At 68.1% G+C, this 25,197-nt stretch carries 22 protein-coding genes; 7 read left to right on the top strand and 15 right to left on the bottom strand.

Features of this window, described 5'->3' with window-relative positions; genetic code table 11:
• Positions 1-26: 26 nt before the first annotated feature.
• Positions 27-1,802, top strand: coding sequence for an ATP-binding protein (locus AC1RJ9_RS00815; RefSeq protein ID WP_492835614.1), 1,776 nt, complete (start codon positions 27-29; stop codon positions 1,800-1,802).
• Positions 1,803-1,805: 3 nt separating this feature from the next.
• Here AC1RJ9_RS00815 and AC1RJ9_RS00810 read toward each other — a convergent pair whose 3' ends face one another.
• Positions 1,806-3,305 (bottom strand): bifunctional aminoglycoside phosphotransferase/ATP-binding protein, encoded by a 1,500-nt coding sequence (locus tag AC1RJ9_RS00810; protein ID WP_492835616.1) that lies wholly within the window; start codon positions 3,303-3,305, stop codon positions 1,806-1,808.
• A gap of 144 nt (positions 3,306-3,449) precedes the next feature.
• Here AC1RJ9_RS00810 and AC1RJ9_RS00805 point away from each other — a divergent pair, with 144 nt between their 5' ends.
• Positions 3,450-4,070, top strand: coding sequence for a TetR/AcrR family transcriptional regulator (locus tag AC1RJ9_RS00805; RefSeq protein WP_492835618.1), 621 nt, complete (start codon positions 3,450-3,452; stop codon positions 4,068-4,070).
• Between the two features lie 18 nt (positions 4,071-4,088).
• Here AC1RJ9_RS00805 and pdxH read toward each other — a convergent pair whose 3' ends face one another.
• Positions 4,089-4,757 (bottom strand): pyridoxamine 5'-phosphate oxidase, encoded by a 669-nt coding sequence (gene pdxH, locus AC1RJ9_RS00800; RefSeq protein WP_492835620.1) that lies wholly within the window; start codon positions 4,755-4,757, stop codon positions 4,089-4,091.
• Between the two features lie 118 nt (positions 4,758-4,875).
• Between pdxH and AC1RJ9_RS00795 the strand changes: the two genes are divergently transcribed.
• The 3 genes from AC1RJ9_RS00795 to AC1RJ9_RS00785 all read left to right on the top strand — a co-directional run bounded on the left by AC1RJ9_RS00795 (position 4,876) and on the right by AC1RJ9_RS00785 (position 6,707).
• Entirely contained in the window at positions 4,876-5,574 is a 699-nt protein-coding gene (locus AC1RJ9_RS00795) for a DnaJ domain-containing protein (protein WP_492835622.1), read from the top strand.
• 255 nt (positions 5,575-5,829) lie between these two features.
• Entirely contained in the window at positions 5,830-6,246 is a 417-nt protein-coding gene (locus AC1RJ9_RS00790; RefSeq protein ID WP_047410442.1) for an organic hydroperoxide resistance protein, read from the top strand.
• An 11-nt stretch (positions 6,247-6,257) separates the two neighbouring features.
• Positions 6,258-6,707 carry a MarR family winged helix-turn-helix transcriptional regulator gene (locus AC1RJ9_RS00785; protein WP_492835625.1) on the top strand — a complete coding sequence of 150 codons (450 nt, stop codon included), beginning with the start codon at positions 6,258-6,260 and terminating at the stop codon, positions 6,705-6,707.
• Between the two features lie 41 nt (positions 6,708-6,748).
• Here AC1RJ9_RS00785 and AC1RJ9_RS00780 read toward each other — a convergent pair whose 3' ends face one another.
• The 3 genes from AC1RJ9_RS00780 to AC1RJ9_RS00770 form a co-directional block, all read right to left on the bottom strand.
• Complete coding sequence (locus AC1RJ9_RS00780; protein WP_492835627.1) at positions 6,749-7,153, bottom strand: DUF4282 domain-containing protein; 405 nt, start codon at positions 7,151-7,153, stop codon at positions 6,749-6,751.
• A gap of 102 nt (positions 7,154-7,255) precedes the next feature.
• The gene (locus tag AC1RJ9_RS00775) at positions 7,256-7,762 is read right to left on the bottom strand and encodes a hypothetical protein (protein ID WP_492835629.1); all 507 of its coding nucleotides are present in this window, start codon (positions 7,760-7,762) and stop codon (positions 7,256-7,258) included.
• A gap of 88 nt (positions 7,763-7,850) precedes the next feature.
• Positions 7,851-8,471 carry a TetR/AcrR family transcriptional regulator gene (locus tag AC1RJ9_RS00770; protein ID WP_492835630.1) on the bottom strand — a complete coding sequence of 207 codons (621 nt, stop codon included), beginning with the start codon at positions 8,469-8,471 and terminating at the stop codon, positions 7,851-7,853.
• 112 nt (positions 8,472-8,583) lie between these two features.
• Between AC1RJ9_RS00770 and AC1RJ9_RS00765 the strand changes: the two genes are divergently transcribed.
• Positions 8,584-9,903, top strand: a complete 1,320-nt coding sequence (locus AC1RJ9_RS00765; protein WP_492835632.1) for an oxygenase MpaB family protein — start codon at positions 8,584-8,586, stop codon at positions 9,901-9,903.
• On the opposite strand, the gene flhA is transcribed toward AC1RJ9_RS00765, so the two are convergent.
• The 10 genes from flhA to AC1RJ9_RS00715 all read right to left on the bottom strand — a co-directional run bounded on the left by flhA (position 9,900) and on the right by AC1RJ9_RS00715 (position 22,565).
• Positions 9,900-12,005: a flagellar biosynthesis protein FlhA gene (flhA, locus tag AC1RJ9_RS00760; RefSeq protein ID WP_492835634.1), complete on the bottom strand. Its 2,106-nt coding sequence runs from the start codon at positions 12,003-12,005 to the stop codon at positions 9,900-9,902. The genes AC1RJ9_RS00765 and flhA overlap by 4 nt on opposite strands.
• Before the next feature lie 277 nt (positions 12,006-12,282).
• Positions 12,283-13,650, bottom strand: coding sequence for a sigma-54-dependent transcriptional regulator FlbD (gene flbD / locus AC1RJ9_RS00755; RefSeq protein WP_492835636.1), 1,368 nt, complete (start codon positions 13,648-13,650; stop codon positions 12,283-12,285).
• Positions 13,651-13,680: 30 nt separating this feature from the next.
• The gene (gene fliN / locus AC1RJ9_RS00750) at positions 13,681-14,013 is read right to left on the bottom strand and encodes a flagellar motor switch protein FliN (protein ID WP_492835638.1); all 333 of its coding nucleotides are present in this window, start codon (positions 14,011-14,013) and stop codon (positions 13,681-13,683) included.
• A 15-nt stretch (positions 14,014-14,028) separates the two neighbouring features.
• Positions 14,029-14,667: a FliH/SctL family protein gene (locus AC1RJ9_RS00745; RefSeq protein WP_492835640.1), complete on the bottom strand. Its 639-nt coding sequence runs from the start codon at positions 14,665-14,667 to the stop codon at positions 14,029-14,031.
• A gap of 10 nt (positions 14,668-14,677) precedes the next feature.
• Positions 14,678-15,700, bottom strand: a complete 1,023-nt coding sequence (gene fliG / locus AC1RJ9_RS00740; RefSeq protein ID WP_492835642.1) for a flagellar motor switch protein FliG — start codon at positions 15,698-15,700, stop codon at positions 14,678-14,680.
• A complete protein-coding gene (gene fliF / locus AC1RJ9_RS00735; RefSeq protein WP_492835644.1) occupies positions 15,700-17,355 on the bottom strand; it encodes a flagellar basal-body MS-ring/collar protein FliF in 1,656 nt (551 codons plus the stop codon). Before fliF ends, fliG begins: the two co-directional genes overlap by 1 nt.
• Before the next feature lie 277 nt (positions 17,356-17,632).
• On the bottom strand, positions 17,633-17,914 hold the full coding sequence (gene sciP / locus AC1RJ9_RS00730) for a CtrA inhibitor SciP (RefSeq protein ID WP_047410412.1): 282 nt from the start codon (positions 17,912-17,914) through the stop codon (positions 17,633-17,635).
• A 168-nt stretch (positions 17,915-18,082) separates the two neighbouring features.
• Positions 18,083-19,849 carry a flagellar hook protein FlgE gene (flgE, locus tag AC1RJ9_RS00725; RefSeq protein WP_492835646.1) on the bottom strand — a complete coding sequence of 589 codons (1,767 nt, stop codon included), beginning with the start codon at positions 19,847-19,849 and terminating at the stop codon, positions 18,083-18,085.
• Positions 19,850-19,980: 131 nt separating this feature from the next.
• Positions 19,981-20,733, bottom strand: a complete 753-nt coding sequence (locus tag AC1RJ9_RS00720; protein ID WP_492835648.1) for a flagellar hook assembly protein FlgD — start codon at positions 20,731-20,733, stop codon at positions 19,981-19,983.
• Between the two features lie 14 nt (positions 20,734-20,747).
• Positions 20,748-22,565 carry a flagellar hook-length control protein FliK gene (locus AC1RJ9_RS00715; protein WP_492835650.1) on the bottom strand — a complete coding sequence of 606 codons (1,818 nt, stop codon included), beginning with the start codon at positions 22,563-22,565 and terminating at the stop codon, positions 20,748-20,750.
• Positions 22,566-23,074: 509 nt separating this feature from the next.
• Between AC1RJ9_RS00715 and flgK the strand changes: the two genes are divergently transcribed.
• Positions 23,075-25,195: a flagellar hook-associated protein FlgK gene (flgK, locus tag AC1RJ9_RS00710; protein ID WP_492835652.1), complete on the top strand. Its 2,121-nt coding sequence runs from the start codon at positions 23,075-23,077 to the stop codon at positions 25,193-25,195.
• Positions 25,196-25,197 lie beyond the last annotated feature (2 nt).

Here is a 25,197-nt window from a genome sequence, read left to right as displayed (position 1 = left end):
TAATTCCCCCTAGGCGAACGCGGTTCGTGGGCGGGGGACGCGGCGTGGGCTGGCTGGCCGACACTCTGGCGGATGAAAGACTGGACGAAGTGGGCGCCGACATTCGGCGGCTCGGCGTCTCGCGTCTCATCTCCGGCTGTCTGGCCGCCGTGGCCGTCAGCCTGGGTCTGGGCGTGGCCACCGCCTTCGCGTGGCTGGTCGGCTTCCTGCTCGCCGAAGGCCTGGCGACCCTGGCGACCCGCAACTTCGGCCGAGGCCGTCCGGTGTCGCGCGGCGACCGCGCCGTCTTCATCCTGGCCGCGATCCCGGTCAACGCCAGTTGGGCCGCGCTGGCCAGCCTGCTCTGGCTGCAGGGCTCCGACAAGCTGAAGATCGCCGCCGTCGCCATCTGGTGCGGCCAGCTGGTCTTCGCCCAGCAGTATCGTCACCAGCCGCTGGCCCTGCTGATCATCAGCGGACTGCTCCCCGTGGCCAGCCTGATCATCTTCCCGTTCTTCTTCATGCCCGGCGCCGACATGAGCACCCAGTCGATGCGCTGGTCGCTGGCGCTGCTGATCGCGGTCACGATCAACGTCGCCCTGCGCAATCGCGCCGCCGCCCGCCGCATGGACGCGCTGACCCGGGGCCTGCGCGAGGAACGCGAGCGCGCCCTGGAGGCCGCTCGCGCCAAGTCGACTTTCATCGCCGTCACCAGCCACGAGCTACGCACGCCGATGAACGGCCTCTTGGGCATGGCCCATGCCCTGCAGCGCTCGCCCCTGAACCCGGCCCAGCGTGAACAGGTCGCCCTGATGCTCAAGTCGGGCGACAGCCTGATGCAACTGCTCAACGACGTGCTGGACATGTCGCGGATCGAGGCCGGCCGCATCGAGCTGGCTCCCGAGGCGGTCGATCCACGCGCCATGGTCGCCGACGTGGTCGACGCCTGGCGCGACGCGGCGGTGTTCAAGAACCTGTCGCTGTTCGCCGATTTCGGCGCCGGCACGCCAGCCTGGATCGTCGCTGATCCGCTGCGCATCCGACAGATCCTGACCAACCTGGTTTCCAACGCCGTCAAGTTCACGACCCACGGCCACGTCCGGGTCAGCGTCGAGGCCGAGCGCGCGGGCGACGCGTGGATGCTGCGCTTCGCGGTCAGCGACACCGGCCCCGGCGTGCCGGCGGCGGCGGCCGACCGGGTGTTCGACAGCTTCACCCAGGCCGACGAGACCATCTCGCGCAGCCACGGCGGCGCGGGCCTGGGCCTGACCATCTCGCGCGCCCTGGCCCGCCAGCTGGGCGGCGACCTGGAACTGCGCCCGACCCCGGTCGGCGCCTGTTTCGTCCTCAGCATCCGCGCCGAGGAATCCGAAGCGGCCGAACCGGCGCCGGAGCTCGAAACCAGGGACGACGAGACCCTCGACCAGATCCGCGTGCTGATGGCCGAGGACAACGCCGTCAACCAACTGGTCGTGCGCACCATGCTGGAGCCGACCGGCGTGGCCCTGACCATCGTCGAGAACGGCGAGGAGGCGCTGAAGGCCATGGCCTCGGGCCAATACGACTGCGTGCTGATGGACATCAACATGCCGGTGATGGACGGCATCACCGCGCTGGAGGCGATCCGCCAGGGCCGGGCCGGCGATCCCGCCCTGCCCGTCATCGCCCTGACCGCCTCGGCCATGGCCGGCGATCGCGAGCGGTTCCTCGGCATGGGCTTCGACGACCATCTGGGCAAGCCGGTCAAGCCGATGGACCTGATCACCGCGATCATCCGGGCGGTGAACCCGCAGCCGCCGGACGAAGGTCGGCAGGCCGCGTGAGCCTTAGCCCATGGTCTCCGCCAGCGCCCGGGCCTCGTCCTCGAACGCATTGACCGTATCGACCTTGCGCCAGGCGATCTCGCCGGTCTCGCGGGTCAGCTGGTTCTCCAGCACCGCCACGTCGGCGTCCGACGCGTCGTTGACCCGGGCCGCCACCCGCGCGCGCAGCACCTCGGGCGGCGCCTCCAGCCAGACGCCCAGGAAGCCGACGTCGCTGCGCTTGGCCAGGGCCTCGGCGCGGGCCCGCTCCTCGGGCTTGAGGAACACCGCGTCCAGCACCACCGAGCGTCCGGCCTTCAGGCACAGCTCGGCGTCATGGAACAATTGGTCGTAGACCTTGGCGCTCATCTCCGGCGTATAGGCCTCGCGCGGCAGGCGCTGGAGGGACGGCGCGCCCCACAGGCGCTTGCGGATCTCGTCGGTGCGCAAAACGACCGCGCCGGGCGCTGAACCCAGGCCCGGGGCGCAGACGCGCGAGAAGGTCGACTTGCCCGAACCCGACAGGCCGCCGGCCGCCACCAGGCTGACCGGCTTGGGGGCCAGATGCTCCAGAGCGGTGTTGAGATAGGCCCGGGCGGCCTCGTCATCGCCGGTATAGGCCCAGACGTGGGTGCGCACGGCGGCGCGGACGCTCAGCATCAGCGGCAGGGCGGCCAGGCCCGTCCACAGCCCCTCGCCGAACGTGCGGGCGGCCTCGTCCAGATAGGCGTTCAGCACCCGGCCGGCGGCGTCGCGGCGACGGCGGAAATCCAGGTCCATCAGCAGGAAGGCCAGATCGTACTGCACGTCGATGTCGGACAGGGTGTCGTTGAACTCGATGCAGTCGAACAGGATCGGCTGGCCGTTCTCGATCAGGATATTTCCGAGGTGCAAGTCGCCGTGGCAGTGGCGGGCGAAGCCGTCCTTGGCGCGACCGTCCAGCAGGGGACCCAGGCGCTCAAGCGCGATGTCGGTCTCGTGAACCAGGCGCTCGACCGCCTGCTTGCCCAGGCGCGCGGACAGGCCGCGCAGCAGGTTGGCGTTCGAGCGGATCGTGTAGCCCAGGGCCGAGACGCCGCCGCCTTGCGGACGCAGCGACGCGCCGGCGTGGAAACGGGCCACCGTGCGGCCCAGCGAATCCTCCAGCGCATCGTCGATCGCCCAGGGCTGGGTGGCCAGCACGCCGTTCTGGTCGAAGCGGCGCATCTCCAGCAGGTGCTCGACGATCTCGCCCTCGCCGTCGATCTCCAGGCCGCCGTCGGCGGTGCGGTTCAGCTGGCGGACCTCGCGATAGATGTCTGGCGCGGCCGCGCGGTTGAAGGTCAGTTCGCGCTCCAGCGCCCAGCGCCGCAACTCCAGGGTCGAGTAATCCAGAAAGCCGAAATCGACCGGGCGCTTCACCTTGAAGGCCGAACCGTCGATCAGGAACACCCGGGCGCACGAGGTCTCGATCGTGCTTTCCGCCCGCTCGCCAAACCAAGCGGCGACTTCCTGCTCGCGCGCGGCTTCCGCGTCCTTGATCACGCCCAGCGTCCCATCTCGTCGCGCCCGAAAATCGGCGCCGGGGCTGCATAGCCGAAACGTGCGCCCGCGTCCTCTCGCGCAAGCCTTGCCGAGTCGTGAATTTCGCGGTTAGATTGCATGAGAGCCATTGAGTGCGAGTGTCACATGCTTGTCGGTGCGGGTCTGAAGCGGTCTGGACACAAGCGCGAGGAAATCCTCGCCTCGGCCCGATCCCTATTCCTGAAGGAAGGCTACGCCGACACCGGCATGGAGGTGGTCGCCCGCGCCGCCGGGGTCTCGACCGCCACGCTCTATGCCTATTTCCCCAGCAAGGCCGACCTGTTCAAGGCGATCGTGCTGGAGACGGTCAGCAGCGTCGGCGCGCCGGTGCGCGAAGCCGTTCGGGTGAAGGGCGACGCCCGTACGCGCCTGGCCGCCCTGGCCGTCGCCTACGCGACCTTCCTGTCGCGGGCCGACACCCGGGCCATGTTCCGGATGGTCACGGCCGAGCGCCGCCGCTTCGAGGATGTCGCCGAATATTTCCTGCAGAGCGCCCGCGACGAACTGGGCGGCGCGGCGATCTCGGTGATCAACGACCTGGCCAGGACCGGCGAGATCAGGGTCGAGAAGGCCTCCTGGGCCGCCGGCCAGCTGCTGGGCCTGCTCGACCACGTCACCCTGGTCCTGGGCATCACGGCCGGCGACGACGTCCTGCCCCGCCGTCCGATCAAGGACATCGCCGAGGACGCGGTCGAGACGTTCCTGGCGCGCTATGGGGTAAGGTGACCGGGAACGGGCGCGGGCCTAGGGAAACAGCCGCTTCGTGGTCCAGCCCCCGTCCGCGCGGTCGAACACCAGCCGTTCATGCAGGCGGAACGGCCGGTCGCGCCAGAACTCGATGGTGACGGGGATGATGCGGTAGCCTGACCAGTGCGGCGGGCGCGGAACCTTGGAGAGGCCGAACTTCAGGCCCATCTCGGCGACCCGCTTTTCCAGGGCCAGGCGGTCGGGCAGCGGACGCGACTGGTCGCTGGCCCAGGCGCCCAGCTGGCTGGGACGGGCGCGGCTGGCGAAATAGGCGTCGGCCTCGGCGTCGCTGACCGGCTCGACCACGCCGCGGATCCGCACCTGGCGGCGCAAGGACTTCCAGTGAAACAGCAAGGCGGCCTTGGGCTGGCCGTTCAGCTCGCGCCCCTTGGCGCTCTGGGTGTTGGTGTAGAAGACGAAGCCGCGCGGATCGACGCCCTTCAGCAGCACCATGCGCGAGTCCGGCATGCCGTCGGCGTCGACGGTCGAGACGGTCATGGCGTTGGGGTCGTTGAGCTCCTTCTTGCCCGCCTCCTCCAGCCACTCGGCGAACAGGGCGAAGGGATCCTCCTCCGACAGCAGGGCCGGCGGGACCGCCTCGGTGACTTGACGGACATACTCGTCCTCGCTGGGCGAGGCGGGGATCAGGGTCGGGTCAGCGCTCATGCCCTTCGATATAGAGCCTGGCGCGGTCGAGAGCCACATCAGGGCGAACCCTTTGAGGACCTGGCCTCTAAAGTCTTAACTTAACCCGCCGTTGACCATCCGGCGCCACGGTCGAACCATGACGACCCGTACGCCCGCCCTGACGCTTTCGGCTGCTCGCGCCCTCCTGGGTGTTGCGTCCACCGCCGACGAGCGCGAGCTGCGCATGGCCTATCGCGAGGCCGCCAAGCGAGCCCACCCCGACCGTCCGACCGGCGATGCAGCCCTGTTCCGCGACGTGCTGGCCGCCTACCGCCTGCTGCAGGACACGCCGGTCGTTCAGCACAACTTCCCGCCGACGGTGCAGGCCGTCCCGATCGCCGACCGCGTCTTTCTCGAAATCGACATCGCCACGGCCGTCGCCGGCGGCGCCGAGGAGCTGGCCATCGACGGCCGCCGCCTGAGGCTGAAGCTGCCCGCCGGCCTGCGCGAAGGCGACAAGGTCCGGGTCGAGGGCGTGCTGTTCGAGGTCCGCCTGCGGGCTCAGGACGGCGCCCTGGTGCGTGGCGACGACATCTGGCTGACCGGCAAGGTCGATCCGCGCGTGCTGGCCGAAGGCGGCCGCGTCGACGCCGACACCCCGCTGGGCCCGCGCCCGGCCTGGATCTCGACCAAGGCCGCCGCCCGCGGCCTGGTCCGCCTGCCCGGCCAGGGCCTTCCCGCCCGCGCGGCGCACAAGGCCGGGGACCTGTTTCTGCGCCTGGAAGCCGCCGAAGCCAGCGTCGAGAGCCCGGCGCGCTCGCTGCTCAGGCGCTTCGCGGCGGCCTGGGCGGCTTAGGCCCGCGCAGCCCCCTCCGGCCCTTCGGGCCACCTCTCCCATAAAGGGGGAGGAGAACCTCGGATCCTGCTTCCCCTTTATGGGGGAGCTGTCGGCCCACGGGTCCGGCTTCGCCGGCCCGAGGATAAACTCAGCCGACTGAGGGGGTTACGCAAGCCCGATTAAATCGCACGCGATCTTTTTCACCGCCCAGTCCTTGCAATTATATCGTGCGCGATTAAATCGCTCACATCACTTCAAGCCAAGGAGGCTCCCATGACTACCCTCTACACCACCCGCGCCACCGTCGTCGGCGGCCGTGACGGCCACGCCCGCAGCGAGGACGGCCTGCTGGACGTCCAGCTGTCGATGCCCAAGGCCCTGGGCGGCAAGGAGACCGGCACCAATCCCGAGCAGCTGTTCGCCGCCGGCTACGCCGCCTGCTTCCAGAGCGCCATGGCCCACGTCGCTCGCACCCAGAAGATCGCTCTGACCGGCTCGACCGTGACCGGCCAGGTCGGGCTCGCCACGCAAGAGGTCGGCTTCAAGCTGGAAGTCGCGCTGGAGGTCGAAACCCAGGGCCTGAGCCAGGCCGACGCCGAGGCGCTGGTTGCGACCGCCCACCAAGTCTGCCCCTATTCGAACGCCACCCGTGGCAATGTCGACGTGGCCATCACCGTGAAGGCCGCCTAAGCCGTAATGTCATGACCCAGAAGAAGTCCGCGCCGTCCGATGCTCCGATCGAGGTCCTGCGCCTCGACAACCAGCTGTGCTTCGCCCTCTACGGCGCGGCCAACCGGATGACGCGGCTCTACCGGCCCATGCTGGACGCCCTGGGGCTGACCTATCCGCAGTATCTGGCCCTGCTGGTGCTGTGGGAGGCCAGTCCCCGGACCGTCGGGGCCCTGGGCGACGCCCTGGACCTGGATTCCAGCACCCTGACCCCGCTGCTCAAGCGTCTGGAAGCCGGCGGTCTCGTCCAGCGAACCCGGGATCCGGAGGACGAGCGGCGGGTCATCGTGGCGCTGACCGATAAGGGCCGCGCCCTGCGCGATCAGGCCGTCTCTATCCCCGAGAAGCTGTTCTGCGCGCTCGACATGCCGCTGGAGACGATGAGCGCGCTGCGCGATCAGCTGAAGACCGTCGCGAAGTAGCGGCCTTAAACCTGAGTACGCGGCGGCTGGGCCGCTTGACCTTAAACCTGAGAGCGCGGCGGCTGCGCCGCCTGGCGAGCCCGGATGGCGGCGTGGTCGGCGTCGCTGGTCTGGCGCAGGGCCCGCAGGTCCTCGCTGATCCGGAAGATGGCGACGTAGAACTCGCAGAAGGCGCGCCAAAGCAGCACCAGCGCGCCCGCGACCAGCAGGCCGGCGACCAGCACCGGGAAGGCCAGCAGCAGCGAGCCGACGCCCGGCTCCTTCAGCGCCAGGCCCACGGCGGCGCCGACGACCGAAAAGCCGAACAGGGCCACGACCCCGAGGCCAGCCCAATAGATGAAGTGAATCACCGGCCCGGTGACCAGGCGATCGAACGTGAGCAAGTCCCACAGCAGTGAGTTGGACCCACGCTTAGTCTTATTGGCCGGAGGCATACTGAACCCCAAGTCGGCGATGACCGCCCCTCTTGATGGTCATCGCTATCAGTGACGAGCCCGCTCGGCAATGCCGAGCGGGCTCGCTGTCGCATCCGTGCGGATACGGGTCGCTTACTGCGGCTTGGCGCCCGCGACCGTGGCGTCGATCTGAGCCTTGGTGGCCGTGGTCGATACACTGCCGTCGGCGGCCGCGCTCAGGCTGTTGGCCGGCAGGGCGAACTTCACGCCGCCATTGGTGACGATGACGTTGGTCGAGCCGTCGGCGCCGGTGCTGGTGCCGGTGATCTGGCCGACCGAGACGCCGCCGACGTCCTTCACGGCCGAACCGACCTTGAAGCTGGCGACGCTGGCCGAGGTCGGCGCGCCCGCGGCGTCGGCGGACGGGGTGGTGGTCTGAGTCGTCGTCGAGGCCGACGGCGTGGTCGTGGTGGTCGTGCTCTGGGTCGGCATCGTCGTGGTCATGGACTGAGTGGGCGCCGGCATGGTGGTCGAGGCCGGCGGCATGGCGCCGGTGGTCGGCGCGGCCGGGGTCGTCGTGGTGGTCGTGCTCTGGGCAAAAGCCGCGCCGGCGAACGTCAGGGACGCGGCGGCGGCGAGCAGGGCGATCTTGTTGGTCATGGTCACTCTCCGTCGAAAGGGGCCCCTCCCTTGCCGGAAACAACGTGACCTTGCGGACACGGTTCCGTCGGCGAGTCGACGCCACGTTCTACCGGGGCGAGCCGCCGTCGCCACGAGGGGCCATGACCAGGGCCCCGATATAGGCCTCCATCAGCCGCACCAGCTCGTCCTCCAGCCGCGCCGGGTCCAGCGCCAGCTCGGTCTCGGCGGTCGCCGCGCGCAGCAATCCGACCACCGCGTGGGTCAGGACGAAGCCAGCCTCGGGCGACAACGGAAAGCCGAAGGCGGTCTTGCCGGCGATCGTGTCGAAGAACGTCAGGTGGTGACGCATGACCACGTCGTCGCCGCCCGCCAGGGTCAGGGCGTCCAGCAGCGCGCGGCGGGTGGCGGGCAAGCCCTCGAAGGCCGTGGCCAGGGTGCGGACGATCAGGCGCACCGCCCCCAGTTCAGGTCCCGCGATGACGATCTCGGCGATGCGGTCGCGGGCGGCGGCGGCCCGCCGCTGAGCCAGGGCCGCCAGAATCGCCTGCTTGCCGGCGAAGTACTGGTAGAGCGTGCCGACGCTGACCCCGGCCCGCTCGGCGATGTGGTTGGTGGTCAAGGCTTCGACGCCATCGGCCTCGAGAAGTTGAAAGGCCGCTTCCAGAATTGCGTCCACCGTCGCCTCGGAGCGCGACTGGCGCGGCGTTCGCCTCGTCTTTTCAGTCACTTGTGGCTTGGCCTCCGAGATGCGGGCAAGGCGAGTAGCGTCTGGGTTCTGTGGGCCTAACCTAGCGCCGAACAGTTGGATCCGTCTCGGTTCCGCTACGCCAGGAGTTCCCATGAACGCCGCCCTCGAAAAGGTCCGGGCCAAGGTCGCGTCCCAGAAGACCGCCCTGCCCGCGCTCTATGGCGAGGTCGATTTCGACGCCACGCCGGAGCGCTTCACCGACGATCCGAAAGCCAGCGTCGCGCCGCGCCTGCGTAAACTCGATCCGGACAAGGTCGCCCTGATCAAGGCCTACACCCTGCTGGGCGACGTGGTCGCAGACGCCTATGCCGCGCTGATGCCCCAATATGGCTTCCGTCCGCTGATCCAGATGCTGACCCAGGCCTGCGACGCGGGCGTCGCGGCCGTGCCGGACGCGCCGCCGGAACTGGCCGCCTTCATCGCCGACATGGAGGCCACGCCGGCCTGGGTCGATATGGACCTGGTGCGCGAGGGCCAGCGGCTGGACCGCAACGCCGCCGCCAATCTGGGGCCGTTCGCGATCCGAGGCGCGTTCATCGCCACCTTCATGAACAAATACGCCGCCCTGCCGATGGCCCTGACCGGGACCCTGTCGAACGACACGGCCGCCCGCCGGGTCAACGAGACGGCGACCTTCTTCACCACCACACTGCTGCCGGGCTCGCTGGAGCGCCACGGGGCGGGCTTCAAGGCCGCCGCCATGGTGCGACTGATGCACTCGATGGTGCGGTTCAACGCCCTGAAGCGCTCGGACCGCTGGGACGTCGGCGTCTATGGCATCCCAATTCCGCAGGTCGACCAGATGCCCGCCGGCCTGATCCCGATCTTCCTGATGAGCTACAAGATCGTCGGCCAGGGCCGGAAGACCTTCACCGCAGACGAGCGCGCCCGGGTCGAGCTGGCCCGCTACCGCTGCTTCCTGCTGGGCCTGCCCGAGGACCTGCTGGCCGACACGCCGCAAGGGGTGGTGGACACCATGAACGCCCGCAGCGGCACCCTGCGCGCCGGCTTCGACGACGCCACCTGCGGCGAGCTGGTCCGGGCCACGCTGAACGCCTACCTGCCGCCGGACGAGCGCCCGGAGAACCGCCTGTTCGACAAGGTCGAGCGCCGCTTCTCCAAGGTGTTCTTCCTGCGCAACTTCATGAACGGCGACGTCGCGGCCGCCAGGCGCATGGGCGTCGGGATCGGTCCCCGCGACTTCATGATGTTCGGCGTCGTGGCGCTGCTGGTGACCAGCCAGCTGCTGGCCTACCGCCTGGCGCGCAACGTCCCGGGCGTCTCGGACCTGGCCGACGCCCGGCTGGTCGGCAAGCTCAAGCGCCAGCTGGCGCGCTATGGCCATGCCGAGTTCACGTCGGACGCCGAGAAATACCGACCGGCGGCCGGCGCGAAGCCGGCGACCGCCTAGACCATCCCCACCGTCTTCAGGCGGGCGCGGGGGTGGATCTCGTTCTGGCTCATCACCACGGTCTGGCCGCGGAAGCGTTCGATGATCGAGCGGACATAGGGGCGGACGCCCGGGCTGGTCAGCAGCACGGCGTGCTCGCCGGCCAGGGCGGCGCGCTCGAAGGCGTCGCGGACGCCGCGGATGAAGTCCTGCAGGCGCGAAGGCGGCAGGGCCAGCTGCTTGTCGTCGCCGGGACCGATCAGGGCTTCGGCGAAGGCCTGCTCCCAGTCGGCCGAGAGGGTGATGATCGGCAGGGCGCCGTCGTCGCCACGATTGGCCCAGCACAGCTGGCGCGACAGGCGGGCGCGCACCTGCTCGACCAGCAGGGTGACCGAGGCGGTGTGCGGCGCGGCCTCGCCGATGCCTTCCAGGATCTGCGGCAGGTCGCGGATCGAGACGCGCTCCCGCAGCAGCGACTGCAGCACGCGCTGCACCGTGGCGGCGGTGGCCGTGCCCGGGATCAGGTCGTCGACCAGCTTCTTCTGCGACTCGGGCAGCTCCTTCAGGAGCTTCTGCACCTCGGCGTAGGACAGCAGGTCGGCCATGTTCTCCTTGAGGATCTCGGTCAGGTGCGTGGTCAGCACCGTGGCCGGGTCGACGACCGTGTAGCCGCGGAAGGTGGCTTCCTCGCGCAGGTCGTCGGCGATCCAGGTGGCCGGCAGGCCGAAGGCGGGTTCGCGCACGTGCTCGCCAGGCAGCTCGACCTGGCCGCCGCGCGGGTCCATGGCCATCAGACTGCCCAGGCGCACTTCGCCGGCGCCGGCTTCCATCTCCTTGATGCGGATGGCGTAGCCCTGGTTGGCCAGGCGCATGTTGTCGAGGATCCGGACGGGCGGCATGACGAAGCCGAACTCGCCGGCCAGGGTCTTGCGCAGGGCGCGGATCTGGTCGGTCAGCTTGCGGCCGTCCAGGTCGTTGATCAGGGTCAGCAGGCCGTAGCCCAGTTCGATCTTGACGTCGTCGATGGCCAGCGAGGCGCTGATCGGCTCCTCTTCCGACTCGGCGGGGGCGGAGGCGGCCTCGAGCAGGGATGGATCGATGGGCTTGGGCTTCTTGGCGTCCTGGATGCGCTTGTAGGCCAGGGCTCCCGCGGCCAGCGACAGCACCGCGAACGGGATGATCGGCATGCCCGGGATCAGGGCGATGATGCCGGACGAGGCCGAGACCATGCCCAGGCCCGCCGGGTTCATGGCCAGCTGGGTCGTCAGGGCCTTGTCGGCCGAGCCTTCGACGCCGGCCTTCGAAACGACCATGCCGGCGGCGATCGAGATGATCAGGGCCGGGATCTGGCTGACCAGGCCGTCGCCGATGGTCATGATGGTGTAGGTCGAGGCGGCCTGGCCGATCGGCAGCTTGTGCTGCACGACGCCGATGATGATGCCGCCGACGACATTGATGCCGGTGATGATCAGGCCGGCGATCGCGTCGCCCTTCACGAACTTGCTGGCGCCGTCCATGGCCCCGAAGAACGTGCTTTCCTGTTCCAGTTCCTTGCGGCGCAGCTTGGCGCCTTCCTGGTCGATCAGGCCGGTCGACAGGTCGGCGTCGATCGCCATCTGTTTGCCGGGCATGGAGTCCAGGGTGAAGCGGGCCGCGACTTCGGCGATCCGGCCCGAACCCTTGGTGACGACCATGAAGTTCACCACCACCAGGATGATGAACACGATCACGCCGATGACGAAGTTGCCCTGCATCATCAGGTGACCGAAGGCCTCGATGACCGCGCCGGCCCCGCCTGTGCCTTCCTGGCCGTGGCCCAGGATCAGGCGGGTCGAGGCGACGTTCAGACCCAGGCGATACAGGGTCGAGACCAGCAGGACGGTCGGGAACGAGGTGAATTCCAGCGGCCGCTTGATCAGGATCGCCGTCATCAGGATCAGCACGGATCCGGTCACCGAGATGGCCAGCAGCATGTCCAGCAGCATCGGCGGGACCGGCAGGATCAGCAGGACGATGATGCCCACGACGCCCAGGGCCAGGCCCATTTCGCCGCGCAGAAAGCCATCCAGCAGCGACCGGGCGCTGGGGACGGATCGGGCGGTCGGGGCGGCGGCGTCGGCCATGCTGAACCTTGAACCGTTGATGGGTAAGCTAGACCAGCGCTTGAAGCGATTTGCGGTCCGCCGCCATCTCCTTAACGAGAATTAGCCATGTTCGGCGCCGGACGGATGGTCGCGGCGCCGCGACATGTTGGCCCTAGGGCCGTCTTCTTCCTTGCGTCGTCCTCGTCCTTCGACGAGCTCAGGATGAGGACGATGGTCGGCGCCGCTTCAGTAGAAAACCTCATCCTGAGCTTGTCGAAGGACGGGGTTTTCGGCTCCGCGACGCCAACGAAAATCACTAGGCGGCCGCGCCCACGCCCCCTTGCGGCGGCGGCACCGGAACGCCGGCGTCGCTGTATTCCTTCAGCTTGTTGCGCAGCGTGCGGATCGAGATGCCCAGGATGTTGGCCGCGTGGGTGCGGTTGCCCAGGCAGTGCTCCAGCGTGTCGATGATCAGCTTCTGCTCGACCTCGGCGACGGTCGAGCCGACGAAGGCGCGCGAGACGGCGTCCGCGGCCATCTGGGCGCCGCGGGCGACGGCGACATCCGGCGCGGGGGCCAGTTGCTGACCGTCCGGCAGGCGGATGGCGAACTCCTCGATCTCCGGACCGGTCGACAGCAGCACCGCGCGGTGCATGGCGTTTTCCAGCTCGCGGACGTTGCCCGGCCAGCGGTGGGCGATCAGGCGACGGCGGGCCTCGGCCGAAATCGGCTTTTCCGGCACGCCATTGGCGGCCGAGTACTTCTTCACGAAAAACTCGCACAGACTGATCACATCGCCCGGGCGCTCGCGCAGCGGCGGCAGGCGCAGGTTCACGACGTTCAGGCGATAGAGCAGGTCTTCGCGGAAGATGCCGTCCTTCACGGCCTGGACGAGGTCGCGGTTGCTGGTGGCCAGGATGCGGATATTGACCTTGACCGGCTTGGAGCCGCCGACGCGGTCGATCTCGCGTTCCTGGATGGCGCGCAGCAGCTTGGCCTGCAGGCGCACGTCCATTTCCGAGATTTCGTCCAGCAGCAGGGTGCCGCCGTCGGCTTCCTCGAACTTGCCGATGCGGCGGGCCATGGCGCCGGTGAAGGCGCCCTTCTCGTGGCCGAACAGCTCGCTTTCCAGCAGGTTCTCGGGGATGGCGGCGCAGTTGACCGAGATGAACGGGGCCTTAGCCCGGCGCGACTTGCCGTGGACGTAGCGGGCCATGACCTCCTTACCCGAACCGCTTTCGCCGGTGATCAGGATCGAGGCTTCGGACGCGGCGACCTGGTCGGCCAGCTTGATCACCGACTCCATGGCCGGGTCGCGGACGACCATCGGCTTTTCATCGTCGGTGACGGCGGCCAGGACGGCGGCGATCAGCTCGGCGTCCGGCGGCAGCGGGATGAATTCCTTGGCCCCGGCCTTGATGGCGGCGGCCGCGCGGGCGGGGTCGGCGTCGACGCCGCAGGCCACCACCGGCACCCGCATCCGCTCGGCCTCGTTGGCCGCGATCAGGCCGGCGATGTCGAGCGAGTACTCGACCATCAGCAGGTCGGCGCCCTGCCCTGCCCTCAGGGCATTGGTCGCCTGCTCCGTCGTTTCGACGTGCGACACCTTCGCGCCCGCGTTCATCGCCATCTTCACGGCGACCGAGAGCTGCCCGTTCAGTTTTCCGACGACCAGAAGCCGCATTTTCTACTCTCCCTCACGGACGGCAGGGCGTTAGCCCTGGTCGCCGTCCTTGATGATTTCCGTCATGGTCACGCCCAGGCGTTCGTCGACGACGACGACCTCGCCACGAGCGACCAGACGGTTGTTGACGTAGATGTCGATCGCCTCGCCGACCTTGCGGTCCAGCTCCAGGATCGAGCCCTGACTCAGCTGAAGCAGCTGCGCCACGGACATGTGCGCGCGTCCCAGCACCGCCGAGATGTTGACCGGTACGTCGAAGACCGGCGCCAGATCCGACGCCGTCTTGTCGCTGAGCTCGACCGGCATTTCGGAGGCGAGCATCGAGCCTCCGAATTCGTCGAGCGGGAGATTGTCTTCGGCCATCTTGGATCAGCCTTTTCAGGAGAACAGGGGTTCGGCGTGGAGGCCTTCGGCGGCGATGGCCGCTTCCAGCGCTTCGGCGACGCGTTGGGCGGCGCCGTCTGGATCGAAGGCCGCGCGGCCCTCCCCCCAGTCGAAAGTGAAGGCCGCCGGGGCCATGGCGCCGTCGGCGCGGGCGACGATCTGGCCTTGGAAGCCAATCTGGGTCGCCACCTGCTCCAGAGCCTGTTGGGTGCGCTCCTCCAGCTCGGGCGACACCCGGACGAAGATGCGCGGCTGGGCCTCGACCTCGCGGGCCAGGGCTTCGAGGGCCGCGGAGACCGGGGCCTCGGGGAAATGTTGCAGGGCCGCGTCGGCGATCTTGCGGGCGCAGGCCAGGGCCAGCAGGGCCGCGCCTTCACGGTGCTCGTGCGCCACGTGGGTCAGCGACCCGAACGCCTCGCGGATGGCGTGAGCCACCTCGTTCAGGGCTTGGGCGGCCTCCTGCTCGGCGCGGGCCACGGACGAGCGCTCGCCCTCCTGATAGGCCTGGGCCTTGGCCGCCTCGACCTCCTCGAGGGTGAAGCTCTTCTTCACCTTCGGCGGGGTGTAGGCGACGCCGCCACGGTCGTCGAAGACCGTGTCGAAGCCAAATCTGCGGTGAGGGGTGTCGGTCATGCCATCCGCCTCAGTAGATCAGCTCGTCGTCGCCGCCGGAGCCGGCCAGCATGATCTCGCCCTTGGCGGCCAGATCCTTGGCGACCTGCACCATGCCCACCTGAGCGGCGTCGACGTCCTTCAGGCGCACCGGGCCCATGCTCTCCATGTCCTCGCGCATGATCTTGGCGGCGCGCTCCGACATGTTGGAGAAGAACATGTCGCGCAGCTTGTCCGAGGCGCCCTTCAGGGCCAGGCCCAGCTGCTCCTTCGGCGTGCCGCGCAGCAGGGTCTGGATGCCGCCCGGGTCCAGCTTCGACAGGTCCTCGAACACGAACATCAGGGCCCGGATGCGCTCGGCCGCCTCGCGGTTTCGCTCTTCCAGGGCCGCGATGAAGCGGGCTTCGGTCTGGCGGTCGAAGTTGTTGAAGATCTCGGCCATCATCTCGTGGCTGTCGCGCTTGGACGTGCGCGCCAGGTTCGACATGAATTCGGTGCGCAGGGTCATCTCGATCTTGTCGAGGATCTCGCGCTGCACCGGCTCCATCCGCAACATGCGGGTGACGCATTCCAGGGCGAAGTCTTCCGGCAGGCAGGCCAGCACGCGGGCGGCGTGATCGCTCTTCACCTTCGACAGCACCACCGCGACGGTCTGCGGGTATTCGTTCTTCAGGTAGTTGGCGAGCACCGCCTCGTTCACGTTGCCCAGCTTGTCCCACATGGTTCGACCCGCCGGACCGCGGATCTCTTCCATCAGGGCGTCGACCTTCTCCTGAGGCATGAAAGAGGCCAGCAGGCGCTGGGTCTGCTCGTACGAACCCATGATCGCGCCGGTCGCGCTCATGCCGGAGACGAACTCGACCAGCAGATCCTCGACGACGCTGGCCGACACCGTGCCGAGGCCGGCCATGGCCTGGGAGACTTCCTTGATCTCCTCGTCGTCCAGGGCTTCCCAGATCTTGGTGTGATCTTCACCGAGGGCGAGCAGAACGATCGCGGCCTTTTCCGGCCCCGAGAGGTTCTTGATATCGTTGACGGCGACTTTCATGGCCATCAGGTCGACTCGTGCAGCCAGTTACGGAGGATCGCGACCGATTCCTCCGGATGCTTTTCGACGAACTCTGACACCCGCTTGATCGACGAAGCCTTAACCTGGCCCTCGATCTTGGCGATATCGATGCGCGAGTCGATGTCGGAGACCGGACCGGCGATGGCGATCGGCTCGCCCGACTGGTCGACCACGACCTGCTGCTGAGTGCCGTCCGACAGGGTGACCAAGCGGGTCACCTGGCCGCCGGGACCCGCCAGGGCCATCGGGCCCGGCGCCGGCGTTGACAGGTTCTTGATGAACGGGCGGACCGCGAACAGCAGGACCAGCAGGGCGACGATGCCCAGGATGCCCAGTTCTGCGAAGCGCATGATGTCGTTCTTGTCGAAGCCGGCCAGCAGGCCTTGCTTCTCCAGGCCCTGGTCCTCGGGCTGCGGGAACTTGATGTTGGTGACCTTCACCTGATCGCCGCGCTGGGCGTCGAAGCCCACGGCGGTCTTCACCAGCTCTTCGATCTGCGCGATCTCCTGAGCCGTGCGCGGGGTATAGGCGCCCGGCTTGCCGTCCTTGCCCGGAGGGGCGGTGACGCCGTCGATGGCCACGGCCACGGCGACCTTGCGGATCGCGCCCGGCTCGCGGACGGTCGTGGTGACCGACTTGGAGATCTCGTAGTTGGTGACGCTCTCGTTGGCGTTCGAGCGCGAGCCCAGCTGCTGGAAGCCGTTGGCGCCGCCCTGACCCGGGACGTTCGCGGTCGCGGTGACGCCCGAGGTGTCGTCGTTCTTGGTCTCGCTGTTGCCCTGTTCGTTGGTGCTTTCCGAGCGGACGACCTGACCGTCCGGATCGAACTTCTCTTCCTGGGTGGTGACGCGGTTCAGGTCGAGGTCGGCGGTGACGTTGACGCGGGCCTTGCCCGGGCCGAGCACGCCTTCGATCATGTCCTTGACGGTCTTGGCGATGCGGGCCTCGGCTTCGGTGCGGCGATCCTCGGCCATCTTGCCGGCCAGGCTGTCGTCGCTGGGCGCCGACAGGGTCTTGCCGTGCTGGTCGATGACCGCGACCTTCTCGGCCTTCATGTTCGGGACCGACGACGAGACCAGGTTCTGGATGGCGCGGACCATTTCCGACGAGGGCTCGCGCGAGCCGACGCCGATGGTCACGGCGGCGGACGGTTGCTCGGCGTCTTCCTCGAACAGCTGGCGCTTGGGCAGCACCAGGTGGACGCGGACGCTGTTGACGCCCTGCATGGCCTTGATCGTGCGTTCCAGCTCGCCCTGCAGGGCGCGCTGACGGTTCAGCTGCTGGACGAAGTCGGTCTGGCCCAGCGCGTTGTTGCCGTCGAAGATTTCGTAGCCGATGGAGCCGGAGCTCACGAGGCCCTTGCCGGCGACCATCAGGCGGGCGCTGGCGACCTTGTCGCGCGCCACCATGATCGTCGAGCCGTCGCCCTTGGTCTCGTACTTGATGCCCGCCTGGTCCAGCGCCTGGGTGACCTGCGAGGCTTCCTTCAGGTCCAGGTTCGAATACAGCAGCTCATTGGGCTCCTTGCCCATGAACATGACGAGGGCCACCAGGACCGCGACGACGCCGGCGCCAACGCCGAGCATCGCGGCCAGACGGCCGACGCCAAACTGCTTGATCGAACCCAGAAAGCTTTCCACGAAGCCTCACCCTTGATCCCACGCCCCTCCGCGAGGAGGAACCGGCAGGCGAACGAGAACCGCCCGCCGGTAGGCAGGATTTACCCAGTACAAGGTAAACGAGGCGTTTATATCTGGGTCGGGAAGGCTGCCGGGACGGCGCCAAAACGTCGCGGCCGCCCCCTTCGGGAGCGGCCGCTGAACGTCTTCAAACCCTTGTGGCGCAAGGCCCGCGGGTTCTCAGGAGTAGCAAGGGGCGGTCACAATATCGCACCCCCAATGGCCTGACGAACGGCTCTTAACGGTACTGCTGGATCCGGGTGGTCCGCAGGCCCGCCAGGCCGTGCCGGTCGATCGACTGCTGCCACGCGAGGAACTCCTCGTTGGTCAGCTTATAACGATCGCAAGCCTCGTCGAGCGAGAGCAGGCCCCCGCGGACGGCGGCCACGACCTCGGCTTTACGACGGATAACCCAACGTTGGGTCTCCGGCGGCGGCAGATCGGACAGGGTAAGAGGCGCACCGGTCGGACCGATAACGTACTTTTCACCCCGGCTGTTCGTGCGCTGCTGTTGCAACATGGCTTTACGCCTTTCCCACAACCATCACTGTTGAAGGCCACTATAGGCGCCGCCTAATAACAGCGGCTTAATCCCAATAGTAAAGAAGGCCTGAACAGAGTGGCTCCTTTAGCAGTCCGTAGTGTCTCGATGTGAAACACAAGAATTAAAGAGCGTTAATCCCTATGATCAGCGCTTAATATTCAGAAGCTCTTCAAGCATCTGATCGGCGGTCGTGATGATCTTCGACGACGCCGAGTAGGCGCGTTGCGTGGTGATCAGGCCCGTAAACTCAGTAGACAGATCGACCGTCGAAGCTTCCAGCGTCGAGGGCGCCAGACCGCCGGCCCCGCCCTGGCCCGGAGCCTTCAGACTGTAGGTGCCGCTTTCGTTGGTGACGCGATAGGCGTTGCCGTTGACGCCCTTCAGGCCGTTCGGGTTCGAGAAGGTGGCGACGGCGACCTGGGCGATCCGGCGGGTGACGCCGTTGTCGAAGATGGCCGAGACATAGCCGTCGTCATCCACTTCGATATTGGTCAGGTTGCCGAAGGCGGTGCCGTTGGTGTTCACCGACTGGACGACCGACTGGCTGTTGTACTGGGTCAGGCCGCCGGCGGCGTTAGCCAGGTCGATCTGGACGTCCTGAGTGTCAATGCCCAGCGCGTCGGCCCAGATCGGCGGTTGCGGCAGTTGCGCGGCTGGCGGGGCCGGCTGGACCACCAGCGGGGTGCCCGAAGCCTGGATGGAGATCGAGGTCGGGCTGGTGCCGCCGAACAGGTTGCCCGTGTCCTTGAGCTTGCCGTCGGTGGTGAATTCGATGACGCCCGTGCTGATCAGGCCGTTGGCGTTGTTGGCCAGGTCGCCCGGCTTGGCGCGCAGTTCGGCGTACCACTGGTTCGGGCCGGGGCCCTTCAGCAGCGACAGGGTGACCGTGCGCTGACCGCCCTTGGAATCCGACAGCGGGACCTGGATCTCGAAGTCCGGCTTCACGCCCTTGGTGTTGTCGAGGGCGTAGTCCGACATCGACCAGGTCGAGGGATCGTAAAGCTTGCCCAGCTTGGCGTCCGCGTCGGTGGAGATGCCCAGGTCGACCAGATCGACCGTGTCGCCCGCGGCGTTGATCGCCGTGTTGTTGACGTTGCCGACCGGGGTGGTGGCGCCCTTGTAGTCGATGGTCGAGCTGGCCAGCGCGCCCGTCGTCGCGTTGTAGCCGACCTTGCCGCTGGCGACGATCACGCCGTTTTCCTTGATGTCGACCAGGTATTCGTTTTCGCCCGAGGCAGCCGGATTGGCCGCGCCCGTCGAGCTGTAGACGACGTCGAGGTTGTGGTTGACGAGGTTGGAGTCCTGGACGTTGGTCTTCGAGGGCGAGCCTGCGGTGCCGACCTTGTACGAGACGGCGGCGGCGACCGGCTGTTCGGAACGCAGGTTGGCGTTGACGCCGACGCGGGTCGTCTTCTCGGCCGTGCCGCCGACGCTGCCGACGTTGATCGACGACAGTTGCATCAGGTCCGACGGGTCGGGCGTGATCATGCCGCTGACCGGATCGGCCAGCCAGCCTTGCAGGTAGAGGCCAGCGTCGTTGCGCAGGTAGCCCAGGTTGTCCAGCTGGAACGAACCGGCCCGGGTGAACGAGCGGGTGTCGGTCGCCGTCAGGTTTTCCGGCTTCTCGGTGGTGACGAAGAAGCCCGAACCCGAGATCGACAGGTCGAGGTTCGAGGTGGTCGACTGGGTCAGGCCCTGCTGGCTGACGTACTGGTGCGTCTGAGCCTTCACGCCGCCGGCGCTGTAGGCCTGGTTCTTCGAGCCCGAGGTCACCAGGGTCGAGAAGTTGGCGCTGGAGCGCTTGTAGCCGACGGTGTTGACGTTGGCGATGTTGTCCGAGATCGCGGCCAGGGCCGACGAGTTGGCGATCAGGCCGGAGACGCCGGCGAGCATGGCGCTGTTGATGCTCATGACTGAATTCCTGCTTCTAAATGGGGTTCGAAGGGTTCAGCGCTGTTTGCGTTTGGGTCCGGGGGAAGACCGTCTTCCGGGGACCGCGTCGGCGTCATTCTGACGCCCGTTCGATAGGGTGGCGGCGAGATCTAGGCGGCTTTGTCTTCCGTCTTGTCTTCCGTCTTGGTGTCCGTTTTGTCGTCCGTCTTGGTGTCGGAGTTGGCGGCCACGGCGGTGACGCCGATGACGTTGTCGATGGGGACCGGCTTGCCGTTGATGATGACCTGCGGCGAGCCTGTGGAGTTGTCGACCGCCGTGACCACGCCTTCGGTGCGGCCCTTGATGTTCGTCGCCTTGATTTCCTTGCCGTCCGCGCCCTTGGCGGTGACGGCGATGGTGTAGACGCCGCCGTTTTCCAGCTGGGCGCCGCTGTCGTCCTTGCCGTCCCAGGTGATGGTGTGGTCGCCGCTCTTCTGGTCGTCCGGCTTCAGCGTGCGGACCACCTTGCCGGCGGCGTTCTTCACTTCGACGGTCAGCGAGGTCGAACCGCCCGGCTGGCTCCACGAGAAGACCGCCTTGCCGTCCTTCAGGGTCGAGTTGTCGGTGGTCGCGGTGACCTGCTTGCCGATCATGTTGACGCCTTCCGACAGGCCCGTGCCGGTGTTCATCCCGACCAGGGCGGCCAGCAGATCGTTGGTGACCAGTTGCTGCTCGACGCCCGTCATCTGGGTGATCTGGCTGGTCATCTGGGTCGTGTCGGTGGGCGAAAGCGGGTCCTGGTTCTTCAACTGGACGGTCAGCAGCTTCAGGAACGTCTGCTCGTTGTTGGCGAGCGACGTGCGCGAGTTGTTGATCTTGTCGAGGACCGAAGAGGTGTTCTGAGACGAGACGGCGGAGGCCATGACTCGGTCCTTCCTTAGATGCGGATGTCGAGACCGCTGTCGGCGACCGTCTTCAGGCCGGGCAGCAGGTCAGCGGGGGCGATGGCGATGTCTTCCTCGCCGGTCAGCGAGGCCTGGAAGGCGCGGCCCGAGAAGGCGCGCCGTCCCTGGTCGCCGAAGTCCTGGAAAGCGAGGAAGGGGTTGGAATTCTGGCCGTTGTTCTGGCTGGAGACGTCGAACGACAGGCCATTGTCGGCGACGCTGAAGCCGGCGTCGTTCAGGGCCTGGCGCAGTTCGCCCGCCTTGCTGCGCAGTTCCTGAGCGGCGTGGACGGTGTCGAACCTCATCGAGGCGGTCATCGCGCCGTCGCGGCCGATCTCGATGCGCACGTCGACCTTGCCCAGGTTATCCGGGGTCAGGGTCACGTCGAAGCGGGTGGCCTTGTCCGCGCGCTTGAGGATCTCGGCCGACAGGGCCGCGACGGTCTCGGGCGAACCGCGCACTGGGGCGGGCGCCGCGGCCGGCGCGGCGGCTCTGGCGGCCTGAGCCTGGGCGACCGGAGCCGGGACGGCCATGGCGTTGGTGTCGACGGCGGCCGCGGCGGCGACCGGCGCTTCGACCGAAGCGATCGTCGCGGCGGCCTTGTCCGAGCCTTTGGCGTCGGTGGTCGTTTCCCCCTTGTCCGCGGCGACGGCGGTGACGGCCTGGGCGGTCTCGACGGCCACCGCGTCGGCGGCCTTGGCCTGGGCGGCCAGCGGCGACGGCGCGGCCTTGGGAGCCTCGGCGGTCTTGGTCGTGGTCTGGGCGGTTTCCGGCTCGGCGGCCTCGGCGGCGGCAACGGTCTCGGCGACGACCGGAGCGACCTCGACCACCGGCGCCTCGATCACCTCCGCGGCGACCTGGACGGCCGGCGCGGCGACCGGGGCCACGGGCGCTTGCGGGGCGGCCGGCTGGGGGGCGGCGGTCTTGGCCGCGTCGGCGGTCTTGGCCGCGTCGGCGGTCTTGGCGTCGCCGGCCTTGGCGTCGACAGCCTTGGGCGCGGTCAGGTCGTCGGTCGAGACCGGGGTCGCTTCGCCGCTGGCGAGGGCGGCCAGAGCCTCGAGCGCGGCGGCGTCGACGGCCTGACCTTCCGGCGCGGCGGCGGCCGGCGTGGCCGGCGTGGCCGTCTGGACCGGAGCCTGAACGGCGGCGGTCTGCTGCTGGGGCGAGGCGGGCTGAGCGGCTTCGGCGGCGACCGGCGCGGTCACCTGGGCCTGGGTCTGAGCCGTTTGCACGGCGGCGGCGAAATCGACGGCCTGATTGGCGACGGCGGCCGTCGCGTCCGCGGCCGGCTGAGCGTCGGCGGCGGCTTCAACGGGGACCGGAGCCTGGACCGGCGCGGTCATGGCGGCGATCAGGGTGGCGGCGGCCTGGGCCGCGGCGTCGGCGGCGTTCGCCGCGTCATCCTTCTGGTCGGCGTCCTTGTCCGAGGCCTTGTTGTCCGCGGCGTCGCTCTTGCCGTCCTTGCCAGCGTCGGCCTTGTCCGAGGCCTTGGCGTCGGCGGCGTCGGCCTTCTTGGAGTCCTGAGCGGCCTTAGCGTCCTGAGCGTCATCGGCCCTGTCGGCGCGATCGGCGCGCTTGGCGTCGGTCTTGCCGTCCGTCCTGGTCGGCTTGTCGGCCGCCCTGGTGTCACGGTCGTCATCGCGAGCGTCGCTCTTCGACTCCGTACGCGACGGGGCGCGGGGCGCGGGGGCCTCATCGCTCTTGCCGGCGATGGCCAGCAGGGCGTCGAAGCCGTCGCCCGACGACTTGCCGTTCGCGGCCGGCGGCGGCGCGGCGGGAAGAGCGGCGGTGGGTGCGGCGATCGCGGTCATTCGCAGTCGTTGCTCGGTTGAGACGGCGGTCCATGACGAACGCGCCTTTGTCCGGCCTCCTTACGCAACGGTCGGGCCAACTCGCCGAAATGGTCTCAAGCCTTTGTTTCCGCTCATCTTAATGGCTTGTTTACGAAGCAAAATCGCTCTCCGTGCGGCGCTTTTTGCCGGGCCCGCCCGGTCGAAAGGGACGGGAGTTGCCGCGTCGCCCGGTCGCGGGGCCAGTTGGCGCCGTCCTTGCGCATGATCCCTCGTCGAACTTCCGACCGCCGGAACTTTTCGCAATGAATTTCAATAGCTTGGCAAATACTGGGAACTCCATTCCCTGCGTAACCCGGCAAGTTTGGCCGGGCAACGACGCGCCCTGCGTTGCGCGGTTTGCCCAGCACGAGCCTGTCGAAGCCGGACCTTTCCGTCCGGTTTCGATGAGCAGGCTCGATCTACACAAATTCGAAGTGGGCTTTGGGGGCGGTGTCGCCCTCGACGCCCACTTCTAGGGGAGCTGCCGCATGTCGCTGAATGCGATCATGAACACGGCGACGTCCGGCATGATGGCCGCGCAGACGGGTCTGCGCGTCACCTCGGACAACATCGCCAACGTCAACACCACCGGCTACGTCCGCAAGACGATCAGCCAGTCGAACCTGCTGTCCAACGGCATGGGGGTGGGCGTCAGCATCGACGCCATCAAGCGCGCGACCGACCGCTTCCTGCAGTCGGCCAGCCTCAACGCCGCCTCGGACAGCGGCCGCACCTCCGTGGTGGCCGACACCCTCAACCGCGCCCAGCAGCTGTTCGGCGATCCCAGCGGCGACAGCAGCTTCTTCTCGACCCTGGACGACATCTTCTCGGCCTTCTCGTCGGCCCAGGACGATCCGTCCTCGTCCCTGCTGCGCACCCAGGCGCTGACGCGGGTGGACGACTTCCTCAGTGAATCCAGCCGTATCACCTCGTCGCTGTCCAAGCTGGGCAAGGACGCCGACACCCGCATCTCGGCCGATGTCGACCGCGTCAACGACCTGCTGAGCCAGATCGACGGCCTCAACACCGACATCACCCGCGCCAAGGTGGCCGGGGCCGACGCCACCGGCGCCGAGAACGTCCAGAGCAGCCTGGTCGACGAACTGTCCAAGCTGATGAACGTCCAGGTCACGCCCCGGCAGCTGGGCGGGATCTATGTCCGCTCGACCGAAGGCCTGCCCCTGGCCGGCGACGGCGCGGCCAAGATGACCTACCAGACCTCGGCCACCGCCACGGGCTACCTGACCGTGCAACTGGCCAACGGCTCGGTGCAGCCCACGCCGTTGAACATCTCCAGCGGCGAGATCAAGGGTCTGCTGGACGTGCGCAACACCGAGCTGGTCAACCTGTCCGACCAGCTGGGCGAGTTCACTTCGCGCGCGGCCGAGGAGATCAACCGCGCCGCCAACGCCGCCTCGTCGGTGCCCGCCCCGACCAGCATGACCGGCCGCAACACCGGTCTGGACGAAACCGCGGCCATGACCGGCTTCACCGGCAAGACCACGATCGCCCTGACCGACAGCAGCGGCGTCATCCAGCGCCGGATCGACATCGACTTCGACGCCGGCACGATGAGCATCGACGGCGCGGCCGGGCCCAGCTTCACCCCGTCCGACTTCATGGCCCAGCTGAACACCGCCATGGGCGGCATGGGCGCGGCCGGCTTCTCGGGCGGGGCCTTGACCCTGACCGGAAGCGGCGGCCTGGGCGTGGCCATCCAGGACGACGCGACCAGCCCGTCGAGCAAGGCCGGCAAGGGTTTCAGCCACTATTTCGGCCTGAACGACATCATCCGCACCAACGGCTACTCGCCGTACGAGACGGGCCTGACGTCGGCCGATCCGCACGGCTTCACTTCCGGCTCGATGACCATCCGCCTGACCGACGTCGAAGGCGGCCGCATCCGCGACATCGTCGTCGCCCCCCCCCTCCCCCCCGCGAGCGGCACGATGCAGGACATGCTGGATGCGCTGAACTCGCGCGCCTCGGGCGTGGGCCTCTACGGCCAGTTCTCGCTGAACGCCAAGGGCCAGATCGGCTTCACCTCGAACGGGACGACGCCGGTGTCGATGTCGATCCAGGCCGACACCACTGAACGCGGCGTCGGCGGCCCGTCCGTCAGCCAGCTCTTCGGCCTGGGCCCGGCCGAACGCAGCACCCGGGGCGAGAAATTCTTCGTCAGTAAGGCGATGAACGAGAACCCGAAGCTGCTGCCCCTGGCCCAGCTGGACCTGAGCCAGGCCGTCGGCGGCAACCCGGCCCTGGCCGTCGGCGACGGACGCGGAGCCCTGGCCCTGGCAAAGTCCGGCGACAATGCCGCCGGCTTCTCGGCCGCCGGCGACGCCTCGGCCGTCAATATGAGCGTCAACCGCTACGCCTCGGACTTCAGCGGCTCGATCGCCCGCAAGTCCGCCACCGCCGCCAACCGCAAGGACGCCGCCGACGCGGTGTCCAGCGAGGTCGACAGCCAGCGGCAGTCGGAAGAGGGCGTGAACCTCGACGAAGAACTGATCAACCTGACCACCTACCAGCAAGCCTTCAACGCCTCGGCCCGCCTGATCCAGGCGACCAAGGACATGTTCGACGTGCTCACCGGACTTGTGAGGTAAGC

It is taken from the genome of Caulobacter sp. GW822-FHT07D08, assembly GCF_058798735.1.
The sequence above is the reverse complement of the archived record's forward strand: the minus strand, read 5'-3'. Positions and strand labels throughout refer to the sequence as shown.